Annotated in this window: 12 protein-coding genes; all 12 read left to right on the top strand. The window is 46.6% G+C overall.

The features are described from left to right. Window positions 1-83 precede the first annotated feature (83 nt). Window positions 84-1,574 (top strand): L-arabinose isomerase, encoded by a 1,491-nt coding sequence (araA, locus tag CW370_RS14760; RefSeq protein WP_014477615.1) that lies wholly within the window; start codon window positions 84-86, stop codon window positions 1,572-1,574. 13 nt (window positions 1,575-1,587) lie between these two features. After that, window positions 1,588-3,270: a ribulokinase gene (gene araB / locus CW370_RS14755; RefSeq protein WP_029946069.1), complete on the top strand. Its 1,683-nt coding sequence runs from the start codon at window positions 1,588-1,590 to the stop codon at window positions 3,268-3,270. Window positions 3,271-3,286: 16 nt separating this feature from the next. After that, window positions 3,287-3,976: an L-ribulose-5-phosphate 4-epimerase gene (gene araD, locus CW370_RS14750; protein WP_003229501.1), complete on the top strand. Its 690-nt coding sequence runs from the start codon at window positions 3,287-3,289 to the stop codon at window positions 3,974-3,976. Beyond that, the gene (araL, locus tag CW370_RS14745) at window positions 3,954-4,772 is read left to right on the top strand and encodes a sugar-phosphatase AraL (RefSeq protein ID WP_080263034.1); all 819 of its coding nucleotides are present in this window, start codon (window positions 3,954-3,956) and stop codon (window positions 4,770-4,772) included. The genes araD and araL overlap by 23 nt, the downstream gene beginning before the upstream one ends. Further along, window positions 4,769-5,953, top strand: a complete 1,185-nt coding sequence (gene egsA / locus CW370_RS14740) for a sn-glycerol-1-phosphate dehydrogenase (protein ID WP_029946067.1) — start codon at window positions 4,769-4,771, stop codon at window positions 5,951-5,953. The genes araL and egsA overlap by 4 nt, the downstream gene beginning before the upstream one ends. Before the next feature lie 30 nt (window positions 5,954-5,983). Further along, window positions 5,984-7,285, top strand: a complete 1,302-nt coding sequence (locus tag CW370_RS14735; RefSeq protein WP_024573044.1) for an ABC transporter substrate-binding protein — start codon at window positions 5,984-5,986, stop codon at window positions 7,283-7,285. A gap of 35 nt (window positions 7,286-7,320) precedes the next feature. Further along, complete coding sequence (locus CW370_RS14730; RefSeq protein WP_003229507.1) at window positions 7,321-8,262, top strand: carbohydrate ABC transporter permease; 942 nt, start codon at window positions 7,321-7,323, stop codon at window positions 8,260-8,262. Beyond that, window positions 8,263-9,108 carry an arabinose ABC transporter permease AraQ gene (gene araQ / locus CW370_RS14725; RefSeq protein ID WP_014480513.1) on the top strand — a complete coding sequence of 282 codons (846 nt, stop codon included), beginning with the start codon at window positions 8,263-8,265 and terminating at the stop codon, window positions 9,106-9,108. It abuts the gene before it with no gap. Window positions 9,109-9,126: 18 nt separating this feature from the next. After that, the gene (abfA, locus tag CW370_RS14720; RefSeq protein ID WP_101169781.1) at window positions 9,127-10,629 is read left to right on the top strand and encodes an alpha-L-arabinofuranosidase AbfA; all 1,503 of its coding nucleotides are present in this window, start codon (window positions 9,127-9,129) and stop codon (window positions 10,627-10,629) included. Window positions 10,630-10,779: 150 nt separating this feature from the next. Continuing rightward, the gene (gene cstA, locus CW370_RS14715; protein WP_014477607.1) at window positions 10,780-12,576 is read left to right on the top strand and encodes a carbon starvation protein CstA; all 1,797 of its coding nucleotides are present in this window, start codon (window positions 10,780-10,782) and stop codon (window positions 12,574-12,576) included. Then, window positions 12,519-12,707 (top strand): hypothetical protein, encoded by a 189-nt coding sequence (locus CW370_RS21605; RefSeq protein WP_100506469.1) that lies wholly within the window; start codon window positions 12,519-12,521, stop codon window positions 12,705-12,707. Before cstA ends, CW370_RS21605 begins: the two co-directional genes overlap by 58 nt. Next, on the top strand, window positions 12,622-12,990 hold the full coding sequence (locus tag CW370_RS14705; RefSeq protein WP_225510034.1) for a VOC family protein: 369 nt from the start codon (window positions 12,622-12,624) through the stop codon (window positions 12,988-12,990). Before CW370_RS21605 ends, CW370_RS14705 begins: the two co-directional genes overlap by 86 nt. Window positions 12,991-13,006: the final 16 nt, after the last annotated feature.

Genomic DNA, 13,006 nt, shown 5'->3' with positions numbered 1-13,006 from the left:
TTATTTATAGGTTTATTTTCTATCATTAGTACGTATCTTTTATATTTGAAAGCGTTTTATTTTATGAGAAAGGGGCAGTTTACATGCTTCAGACAAAGGATTATGAATTCTGGTTTGTGACAGGAAGCCAGCACCTATACGGGGAAGAGACGCTGGAACTGGTAGATCAGCATGCTAAAAGCATTTGTGAGGGGCTCAGCGGGGTTTCTTCCAGATATAAAATCACTCATAAGCCCGTCGTCACTTCACCGGAAACCATCAGAGAGCTGTTAAGAGAAGCAGAGTACAGTGAGACATGCGCTGGCATCATTACATGGATGCACACATTTTCCCCTGCAAAAATGTGGATAGAAGGCCTTTCCTCTTATCAAAAACCGCTTATGCATTTGCATACTCAATATAATCGCGATATCCCGTGGGGTACGATTGACATGGATTTTATGAACAGCAACCAATCCGCGCATGGCGATCGAGAGTACGGTTACATCAACTCGAGAATGGGGCTTAGCCGAAAAGTCATTGCCGGCTATTGGGATGATGAAGAAGTGAAAAAAGAAATGTCCCAGTGGATGGATACGGCGGCTGCATTAAATGAAAGCAGACATATTAAGGTTGCCAGATTTGGAGATAACATGCGTCATGTCGCGGTAACGGACGGAGACAAGGTGGGAGCGCATATTCAATTTGGCTGGCAGGTTGACGGATATGGCATCGGGGATCTTGTTGAAGTGATGGATCGCATTACGGACGACGAGGTTGACACGCTTTATGCCGAGTATGACAGACTATATGTGATCAGTGAGGAAACAAAACGTGACGAAGCAAAGGTAGCGTCCATTAAAGAACAGGCGAAAATTGAACTTGGCTTAACCGCTTTTCTTGAGCAAGGCGGATACACAGCGTTTACGACATCGTTTGAAGTGCTGCACGGAATGAAACAGCTGCCGGGACTTGCCGTTCAGCGCCTGATGGAGAAAGGCTACGGGTTTGCCGGTGAAGGAGATTGGAAGACAGCGGCCCTTGTGCGGATGATGAAAATCATGGCTAAAGGAAAAAGAACTTCCTTCATGGAAGATTACACGTACCATTTTGAACCGGGAAATGAAATGATTCTGGGCTCTCACATGCTTGAAGTGTGTCCGACTGTTGCTTTGGATCAGCCGAAAATCGAGGTTCATCCACTTTCGATTGGCGGCAAAGAGGACCCTGCGCGTTTTGTATTTAACGGCATCAGCGGTTCTGCCATTCAAGCTAGCATTGTTGATATTGGCGGGCGTTTCCGCCTTGTGCTGAATGAAGTCAACGGCCAGGAAATTGAAAAAGACATGCCGAATTTACCGGTTGCCCGTGTTCTCTGGAAGCCGGAGCCGTCATTGAAAACAGCAGCGGAGGCATGGATTTTAGCCGGCGGTGCACACCATACCTGCCTGTCTTATGAACTGACAGCGGAGCAAATGCTTGATTGGGCGGAAATGGCGGGAATCGAAAGTGTTCTCATTTCCCGTGATACGACAATTCATAAACTGAAACACGAGTTAAAATGGAACGAGGCGCTTTACCGGCTTCAAAAGTAGAGGGGGATGTCACATGGCTTACACAATAGGGGTTGATTTTGGAACTTTATCAGGAAGAGCAGTGCTAGTTCATGTCCAAACAGGGGAGGAACTTGCGGCTGCTGTAAAAGAATACAGGCATGCTGTCATTGATACCGTCCTTCCAAAAACGGGTCAAAAGCTGCCGCGTGACTGGGCGCTGCAGCACCCTGCTGATTACCTCGAAGTCTTGGAAACAACCATTCCGTCTTTACTCGAACAGACGGGCGTTGAACCGAAAGACATTATCGGGATTGGAATTGATTTCACGGCATGTACGATCCTTCCTATTGACAGCAGCGGGCAGCCGTTATGCATGCTGCCTGAATATGAAGAGGAGCCGCACAGCTATGTGAAGCTCTGGAAGCATCATGCGGCTCAAAAACATGCTGATCGGCTCAATCAAATCGCGGAAGAAGAAGGAGAGGCTTTTTTACAGCGGTACGGAGGAAAAATTTCATCAGAATGGATGATTCCAAAGGTCATGCAAATTGCCGAGGAAGCGCCTCACATTTATGAAGCGGCTGACCGGATCATCGAGGCTGCGGACTGGATCGTGTACCAGCTGTGCGGCTCGCTCAAGCGAAGCAACTGTACTGCAGGGTATAAAGCGATGTGGAGTGAAAAAGCGGGGTATCCGTCAGATGATTTCTTTGAGAAATTAAATCCTTCAATGAAAACGATTACAAAGGACAAATTGTTAGGTTCTATTCATTCAGTAGGAGAAAAAGCCGGCAGTCTGACTGAAAAAATGGCAAAGCTGACAGGGCTTCTCCCGGGAACGGCTGTTGCGGTTGCCAATGTGGACGCTCATGTTTCCGTACCGGCGGTCGGCATTACAGAGCCAGGGAAAATGCTGATGATTATGGGAACCTCGACGTGCCATGTTCTACTTGGTGAAGAGGTGCATATCGTTCCAGGAATGTGCGGCGTTGTGGACAACGGAATTCTCCCGGGCTATGCGGGATATGAAGCCGGGCAGTCCTGTGTCGGCGATCATTTTGACTGGTTTGTGAAAACATGTGTCCCGCCAGCTTATCAAAAGGAAGCAAAGGAAAAAAACATTGGCGTTCATGAGCTGCTGAGTGAGAAAGCAAACCATCAAGCGCCAGGTGAAAGCGGCTTGCTTGCTTTAGATTGGTGGAATGGAAACCGTTCAACTCTTGTTGATGCAGATTTAACAGGGATGCTGCTTGGAATGACACTGCTGACGAAGCCTGAAGAGATTTATAGAGCGTTAGTTGAAGCGACAGCTTACGGAACCCGGATGATTATCGAAACATTCAAAGAAAGCGGTGTCCCGATTGAGGAACTATACGCAGCGGGCGGAATAGCTGAGAAAAACCCGTTTGTCATGCAGATTTATGCGGATGTGACAAATATGGACATTAAAATCTCTGGTTCACCGCAAGCCCCAGCCTTAGGATCTGCCATTTTCGGCGCGCTTGCAGCAGGCAAAGAAAAAGGCGGCTACGATGACATCAAAGAGGCAGCGGCGAACATGGGAAAACTGAAAGATATAACTTATACGCCAAATGCCGAAAACGCCGCGGTTTATGAAAAATTGTACGCTGAATATAAAGAGCTGGTTCATTATTTCGGAAAAGAAAACCATGTCATGAAGCGTCTGAAAACGATCAAAAATCTTCAATTTTCATCTGCCGCCAAAAAGAATTGATAAAGGGTGATGGAGCATGCTTGAAACATTAAAAAAGGAAGTGCTGGCTGCCAACCTGAAGCTTCAAGAGCATCAGCTGGTAACCTTTACGTGGGGAAATGTCAGCGGGATTGACCGTGAAAAAGAAAGAATTGTCATCAAACCTAGCGGAGTCGAATACAGCGACTTGACAGCAGATGACTTGGTTGTTTTGAACCTTGATGGAGAGGTCGTCGAAGGCTCGCTTAAGCCTTCTTCAGATACACCTACCCATGTTTATTTATATAAAGCCTTTCCGAATATCGGGGGAATTGTCCATACCCATTCTCAATGGGCGACAAGCTGGGCGCAATCGGGCAGAGACATCCCTCCGTTAGGCACGACCCATGCTGATTATTTTGACAGTGCGATTCCATGTACGCGAGAAATGTACGATGAAGAAATCATTCATGACTACGAACTGAATACAGGAAAAGTCATAGCGGAAACCTTTCAGCATCATAACTACGAACAGGTGCCGGGTGTGCTCGTGAATAATCACGGACCGTTCTGCTGGGGCACTGACGCCTTAAATGCCATTCATAACGCAGTTGTATTAGAAACGGTTGCCGAAATGGCCTATCACTCCATTATGCTGAACAAGGATGTAACCCCAATCAATACAGTTCTGCATGAAAAGCATTTTTATCGAAAACACGGAGCAAATGCGTATTATGGCCAGTCATGATACGCCTGTGTCACCGGCCGGCATTCTGATTGACTTGGACGGTACTGTATTCAGAGGAAATGAGTTGATCGAAGGAGCAAGAGAAGCGATCAAAACGCTTAGGAGAATGGGAAAGAAAATCGTCTTTTTAAGCAACCGGGGGAATATCTCCCGTGCCATGTGCAGAAAAAAACTTCTCGGCGCGGGGATTGAAGCGGACGTAAACGACATTGTTCTGTCATCAAGCGTGACAGCGGCTTTTCTGAAAAAACATTATCGTTTTTCAAAGGTGTGGGTGCTTGGGGAGCAAGGCTTGGTTGACGAGCTGAGGATGGCTGGTGTGCAGCACGCGAACGAACCGAAGGAAGCGGATTGGCTCGTGATCTCTCTTCATGAAACGCTCACGTACGAAGATTTAAATCAAGCCTTTCAAGCGGCTGCCGGCGGCGCTCGCATCATTGCTACAAACAAAGACCGCTCTTTTCCGAACGAAGACGGAAATGCCATTGATGTGGCCGGAATGATTGGGGCGATAGAGGCTTCCGCACAAGCGAAGACTGAACTTGTTGTCGGAAAGCCGTCATGGCTGATGGCGGAGGCTGCCTGTACAGCAATGGGGCTGTCCGCACATGAATGCATGATTATAGGAGACAGCATTGAATCTGACATTGCGATGGGGAAGCTTTATGGCATGAAAAGCGCCTTAGTGCTAACTGGTTCTGCGAAACAGGGCGAACAGCGTTTGTACACGCCGGATTATGTGCTGGATTCTGTTAAGGATGTAACCAAATTGGCTGAGGAGGGGATTCTGATATGAATCGTATCGCAGCTGACGTTCAGCGTGCTTTTGAACACGCCGGAGAAAAGACGTTGCCTATAAAAGTTGAAGAAATTGTTCTCGGTAAACAAGCAGCTGATTCGCTTTTGGATTATGTAAAACGAAAAAACAATAAACATATTGTCCTTGTCTGCGACGCGAATACACACCGCATTGCAGGAATTGATCTGGAAAATCAGCTGAATCAAGAAGGATTTCAGGCCGAGTGCCTGATCATTCCAGAAAATGAAGCCGGAGATGTGACAGCTGATGAACGATCGCTCATTCATGTGCTGATCCATACGAAACAAACAACGGATGTCATGATCGCAGTCGGTTCGGGCACGATTCATGATATCGTCCGCTTTGCAGCGTTTCAAAGAGATTTGCCGTTTATTTCTTATCCGACTGCTCCATCTGTAGACGGTTTTACATCAGCAGGGGCGCCGATTGTTTTATACGGTACGAAAACAACCATTCAAACGAAGGCCCCGTCTGCACTGTTCGCTGATCTGGATCTATTAAAAGCGGCACCGCAGTCAATGGTGGCGGCTGGATTTGGTGACATGCTCGGTAAAATAACGTCTTTAGCAGATTGGGAAATATCCCGGCATCTTGCCGGCGAGCCTTATTCGCCAGCAGGAGCTAAGATTGTTCAGGAGGCGCTTGCTGCCTGCATTGAACACACAGAAGACATTGCGATGAAAACGGAAACAGGCATACGGGTTTTGATGGAGTCTTTACTTGTATCGGGGCTTGTCATGCTGGCATTAGATCATTCCCGCCCGGCATCAGGCGGAGAGCATCATATTTCACATTGGATTGAGATGGAATTAATGGAGAAAAAACGGCCGCAGATTCTTCATGGGGCAAAGGTGGGCTGTGCAGCTGTTTTATTAACTGACACATACAGAAAGCTCGCTAAGGATGACGGGCTCAACGAATTTTCACCGAGCCGGCGGCAAGCCATCCAATCGGCTTATCAAACTCTCCCGGAAGGAGAAGTGCTGGCTGATTGGCTGAGATCAGCCGGAGGCCCTGCGTATTTTGACGAAATCGGTGTCGGGCAGGATTCCGTCAAGAATGCCTTCAGACACGCGCACACCTTAAGAGACCGCTGCACCGGATTAAGAATCATTAATGAAAACAAAACGCTGATCAACCATGGTCTATATGAATAGCCCGCACCTCGAATGGAAGGGGTAACGCAGATGAAAAAAATGACTGTCTGTTTTCTTGTGCTCATGATGCTGCTGACATTAGTCATTGCCGGGTGTTCAGCAGAAAGATCATCCGGGAAGTCGGGTGAAACCGAGCTGACCTTTTGGACATTTAACGGGCTTCATGAGCAGTTCTATGTGGAAATGGTGAAGGAATGGAATAAAAAATATCCTGACCGCAAAATTAAGCTGAATACGGTCGTTTATCCGTATGGACAAATGCACGATAACTTGTCTATCTCCTTAATAGCGGGAGAAGGCGTCCCTGATATTGCCGATGTTGAATTGGCCCGTTTTTCAAACTTTTTGAAGGGCTCTGACATACCGCTTGCCGACTTGACTCCGCTGATTGAAAAGGACCGCGATAAATTCGTTGAGGCGCGGCTGACCCTGTACAGCAAAAACGGCAAGCTTTACGGACTCGATACGCATGTAGGAACAACAGTCATGTTTTATAACATGGATGTTATGAAGAAAGCCGGCGTCAATCCTGACGATATTAAAACATGGGATGATTACCATAAAGCCGGACAGAAAGTGCGCAAAGTGACCGGGAAGCCGATGGGAACGGTGGAAACAAATGATTCCGGAACGTTCTTATCTATTATTTCACAGCAAAACTCAGGCTATTTTGATAAAAACGGCAAGCTGATCCTCAATAATGACACCAACGTAAAAACACTTCAATATTTAAAAGACATGATCAATGATAAAACGATGATTCCTGCGCCGGGCGGCGGGCATCACAGTGAAGAATACTACGGCTTTATGAACCAAGGAGGAGCTGCTTCAGTCCTCATGCCGATTTGGTATATGGGAAGATTTATCGATTATATGCCTGATCTGAAAGGGAAGATTGCCATCAGGCCGCTCCCGGCATGGAAAAAGGGAGGCGACCGCTCGGCAGGTTTGGGCGGTACGGCAACCGTTGTGCCGAAGCAAGCCAAGCATGTTGAGTTAGCAACAGAGTTTTTAGCCTTTGCGAAGGGCTCTAAAGAAGGAAACAAAAAGCTCTGGAGCGTACTTGGGTTTGACCCGCTTCGCTGGGATGTCTGGAGCTCCAAGGAATTGAAAGAGAAAAACAAATACACGGATTACTTCCAAAACGGAACAGGCATTTTTTCCGTGCTGCTCGATATCAAGGATGAAATCAATCCGATTTATTTACATGAGGATTTTGCCAAGGCTTCAGACCTTGTCAACAGAAGCGTGTTGTTCGACGCACTTAAATCTCAGCAAAAAACGCCTAAACAAGCCTTGGACAGAGCGGCAGGTGAACTGAAACAGAAATAGAATCCCATTCAAAAAGTGAAAGCGGGGAGGTTCTCATGAAACCTGTGAAAACAGGAACGGTTCATCCCGTTCCTTCAGCTGCGAAACAATCAGGCTGGCGAGATCTATTTTATTCAAAAAAAGCGGCGCCCTATCTGTTTACAGCGCCATTCGTTTTATCCTTTCTCGTATTTTTTCTATACCCCATCATTAGTGTCTTCATCATGAGCTTCCAAAGAATTTTGCCGGGAGAGGTGTCCTTTGTCGGATTGTCTAATTATACAGCGCTAAACAACCCGACGTTCTATACCGCCCTTTGGAATACGCTGGAATACACCTTTTGGACGCTGATCGTGCTGATTCCTGTCCCATTGCTTCTGGCCATATTCCTGAATTCAAAGCTGGTCAAATTTAGAAATATATTTAAATCAGCACTATTCATCCCGGCATTGACCTCCACCATTGTCGCGGGGATCATTTTTCGGCTGATCTTCGGAGAAATGGAAACGTCTCTGGCCAATTCCATCCTACTCAAACTCGGCTTTTCACCTCAGAACTGGATGAACAATGAACATACCGGCATGTTTTTGATGGTGCTGCTTGCTTCATGGAGATGGATGGGAATCAACATCCTTTACTTTTTAGCCGGTTTGCAAAATGTGCCGAAAGAGCTGTACGAAGCCGCTGATATAGACGGCGCGAATACAATGAAAAAATTTCTGCACATCACGCTGCCGTTTCTCAAGCCTGTAACCGTATATGTGCTGACCATCAGCATCATCGGCGGCTTCAGGATGTTTGAGGAAAGCTACGTCCTTTGGCAGAATAATTCCCCGGGTAATATTGGTCTGACGCTTGTCGGATATTTGTATCAGCAGGGGCTTGCCTACAACGAAATGGGGTACGGAGCAGCCATCGGCATCGTGCTTTTGATTGTGATCCTTGTTGTCAGCCTGATTTCATTAAAGCTGTCAGGCTCGTTTAAGGGGGAGGGATAAATGTTGCGGCACAGTCCTCAGTTCAGCGTTTATAGAATCGCGCTAACCCTGTTTTTTATTATGCTGAGCCTATTGTATCTTTTTCCGATTTTCTGTTTGCTTTTAGGATCATTAAAGCCCTCATCTGAGCTTTTGCGTGTGGGGCTCAATCTCGACATTGATCCTAAAGTAATGAGTCTTGATAATTATACATTTCTGTTTAACGGCGGAAGCATTTATTTCAAATGGTTTTTTAACAGTCTTGTACTTGGGCTTTTCACAACCATGCTCACCCTGTTTTTTTCTTCGATGATCGGGTACGGGCTTGCGGTTTATGATTTTAAGGGAAGAAATATCATCTTTGTTCTTGTGCTGATTATTATGATGGTTCCGCTGGAAGTGATGATGCTTCCTCTGTTTAAGCTTACTGTCGGACTGCACTTGATCGATTCATATACGGGTGTCATATTGCCGTTTATCGTTTCACCTGTTGCCGTTTTCTTTTTCAGGCAATATGCTCTTGGCCTTCCAAGAGATCTGCTGGACTCTGCAAGGATGGACGGCTGTACGGAATTCGGCATCTTTTTCAGGATTATGGCACCGCTGATGAAACCGGCTTTCGGTGCGATGATTATCCTTCAGTCCTTAAACAGCTGGAACAACTTCTTGTGGCCGCTGATTGTGCTTCGGTCGAAAGAAATGTTTACGCTTCCAATAGGGCTGTCCAGCTTGCTGAGCCCTTATGGAAATAATTACGACATGCTTATATCCGGCTCAGTATTTGCGATTTTGCCGGTGATTATCATTTTCTTGTTTTTCCAAAAGTACTTTATCTCCGGCCTGACGGTAGGGGGAGTCAAAGGTTAATGAAGGAGGAAACGTGTGATGAAAAAAGCGCGAATGATTGTAGACAAAGAATATAAAATCGGTGAAGTAGATAAACGGATTTATGGCTCGTTTATCGAACATATGGGTCGTGCGGTATATGAAGGCATATACGAGCCTGATCACCCTGAAGCGGATGAAGATGGATTTAGAAAAGATGTCCAGTCGCTGATCAAAGAATTACAGGTTCCCATCATCCGCTATCCGGGCGGAAACTTTTTATCCGGATACAACTGGGAGGACGGTGTCGGACCAGTCGAAAACCGCCCGAGACGGCTTGACTTGGCATGGCAAACGACAGAAACCAATGAAGTGGGAACAAATGAATTTTTATCTTGGGCAAAAAAGGTGAACACTGAGGTCAATATGGCCGTCAACCTTGGCACAAGAGGCATAGATGCCGCTCGTAATCTCGTTGAATATTGCAACCATCCGAAAGGCTCTTACTGGAGTGATTTAAGAAGATCGCATGGCTATGAACAGCCGTATGGCATCAAAACATGGTGCTTAGGAAACGAAATGGATGGACCGTGGCAGATCGGCCACAAAACAGCTGATGAATACGGACGGCTTGCTGCAGAGACAGCAAAGGTCATGAAGTGGGTTGACCCATCAATTGAACTCGTTGCCTGTGGCAGCTCAAACAGCGGCATGCCGACCTTTATCGATTGGGAAGCGAAGGTGCTGGAGCATACGTATGAACATGTCGACTATATCTCTCTTCACACCTACTACGGAAACCGGGATAACAATCTGCCAAACTACTTGGCCCGTTCCATGGATTTGGATCATTTTATCAAATCAGTCGCTGCGACCTGTGACTATGTAAAAGCGAAAACACGCAGCAAGAAAACAATCAATCTTTCTCTGGATGAATGGAACGTCTGGTACCACTCAAATGAGGCTGATAAAAAAGTCGAGCCGTGGATCACTGCGCGTCCGATTTTAGAGGATATTTACAATTTTGAAGATGCCTTATTAGTCGGCTCTCTGCTCATTACGATGCTGCAGCACGCAGACCGTGTGAAAATTGCGTGTCTTGCACAGCTTGTCAATGTCATCGCGCCGATCATGACGGAAAAAGGCGGAGAAGCATGGAGACAGCCGATTTTCTATCCATACATGCATGCTTCTGTTTACGGAAGGGGCGAGTCACTGAAACCGCTTATTTCTTCTCCTAAGTACGATTGTTCTGATTTCACTGATGTGCCATATGTTGATGCTGCTGTTGTGTACTCTGAAGAGGAAGAAACACTCACTATTTTTGCGGTAAACAAGGCTGAGGATCAGATGGAGACGGAGATTTCGCTCAGAGGCTTTGAATCTTACCAAATCGCAGAGCACATCGTACTTGAGCATCAGGATATCAAAGCGACAAACCAGCATAACAGAAAAAATGTCGTTCCGCATTCCAACGGATCATCGTCTGTCAGCGAAAATGGCTTAACTGCTCATTTCAAGCCGCTTTCCTGGAATGTAATCCGCCTGAAAAAACAGTCATAAGAATAGCAAAGCCGGAGAGAAATCTCCGGCTTGTCTTTCAACTGCCACGAGCCGGCTCGTTCCAGCCGGCTTTTTGTATAGGAAAAAATGACCGCTTTTCCCCATGAAATTATGATATATTTATGAAAACAGCAAAGGGGATGGGAGAAAATGAATGCGGTTACAATTGTGATAGCATCAATGTGTATTTTGGCTATTGCCTATCGTTTATACGGAACATTTATGATGGTGAAGGTTCTCAAAGTGAATGATGACAAGCCAACACCTGCTCATGCGCTTGAGGATGGGAAAGACTATGTGCCTACAAATAAATGGGTTTCGTTCGGCCACCACTTTGCCGCGATCGCAGCGGCCGGGCCGCTGGTCGGACCAATTCTGGCGGCGCAGTTTGGCTATTTGCCGGGATTATTGTGGCTGTTAATCGGGGCGGTAATTGGGGGAGCCGTCCATGATATTGTGGTGTTGTTTGCATCGATGCGCAAAAACGGAAAATCGCTGTCGGAAGTGGCGAAGGATGAGCTTGGCCCTGTTGCAGGATTTTGTACAGGACTGTCCATGCTGTTTATCATCACGATCACAATGGCGGGCCTGTCGATGGTTGTCTTGCATGCGCTTGAACGTAATCCATGGGGAACATTTGCGGTAGGGATTACGATACCGATTGCGATGGGTGTGGGCTTATTTTATAAGAAAACGGGAAATTTAAAGCTCGCTTCAACGGTCGGCTTTCTCTTTTTAATGGCAGGAGTCTTTATCGGTCCATGGGTACAGACTACAGCGCTTGGTGACTTTTTAACGCTAGATACGAAAACGCTTGCAATCGCGCTTCCTGTTTATGCATTTTTTGCGGCTGCGCTTCCCGTTTGGCTGCTTCTTGCTCCGCGTGATTATTTAAGCAGTTTTATGAAAATCGGTGTTTTTATCGCTTTGATTGTTGGTGTGTTTGTCGTCAATCCGTCCATTCCGTTCCCTGCGTTTACAGAATTCGTAAAAGGCGGCGGGCCGGTGCTGGCAGGACCTGTCTGGCCGTTCATCTCAATAACCATCGCCTGCGGGGCGATCTCTGGGTTCCATGCCTTTGTCGGCTCAGGAACGACACCGAAAATGCTGAATAAATGGAGTGATATGAAGCCGGTTGCGTTTGGCGCAATGCTTGTTGAGTGTCTTGTCGGCATCATGGCGCTGATTGCAGCGACCGCTTTACAGCCTGCTGATTACTTTGCGATTAACAGCACGCCTGAGGTTTTCCGTACGCTTGGCATGAATGTCGTACATTTGCCTGAATTGAGCAGGGAAATCGGTTTGGACTTAGAAGGAAGAACAGGGGGAGCCGTCACACTTGCGGTGGGGATGACTTATATTTTTACCGGAATGCCGTTTTTCAGCCATTTGGCCTCATACTTTTTCCAATTTGTCATTATGTTTGAAGCGGTCTTTATTTTAACAGCGATTGACGCCGGCACACGCGTTGCCCGTTATTTGATCCAGGATTTCTTCGGGGAGGTGTATAAGCCGCTGAAGAAAACAGACTGGATTCCGGGCTCTGTATTTGCCAGCGCGCTTGCCTGTTTAATGTGGGGGTACTTGCTGTATTCAGGAGATATCGGTTCCATTTGGGCGCTGTTCGGCGTTTCTAATCAGCTGATGGCTTCAGTGGGGCTCATTATCGGAGCGACCATCGTGTTGAAAATCGCCGATAAACGCCGGTACATTCTGACCTGTCTTATCCCGCTTGCCTATTTATATGTCACTGTCAATTATGCGGGCTATTGGATGGTGCGCAATGTGTATCTCAATCCTGAAGCAGCAGGATATAGTGTATTAAATGGCGTATTATCTATCATCATGCTGGTGTTAGGCTTCATTATTATCGTGGCGGCTGTGAAAAAATGGGCGCAGATGTGGAAAGATCCGAGCTTAAGGATGGAAGCGTCTATACCGGGCTAGAAGGACTATTGAAAATGCTGAGGGGGGTTGGCAATGAATCTATCAATGAAATATCTTATTCTATACGTATCGGACAGCAAGCGGGCTATTCATTTTTACCGGGATATTTTAGGACTGCCGATTCGTGCTGAACACGGCACGTATGTCGAATTTGATACAGGGTCTACGATATTGGCGCTTAATACGCGGGAAAGCGCCAGAGACATCACGGCGCTGGACATTCCGGATACATCTGCTTCAAACACATTTGAAATCGGGTTTGTTACTGAAAATGTAGAAGCGGTCATCAAAAGGATGAGAGAACAAGGCGTATCGATTATCGGGGAGCCGAAAGTGAAACCATGGGGGCAGACGGTCGCCTATATCGCTGATCCGGATGGACATTATATCGAAATTTGCAGTCCGATGGAATAACGCACAAAAGCCCAAA

This window comes from Bacillus sp. SN32, assembly GCF_002837495.1.
GTDB classification, from domain to species: Bacteria; Bacillota; Bacilli; order Bacillales; family Bacillaceae; genus Bacillus; species Bacillus subtilis.
This window is presented reverse-complemented; position numbering and strand designations above follow the sequence as displayed.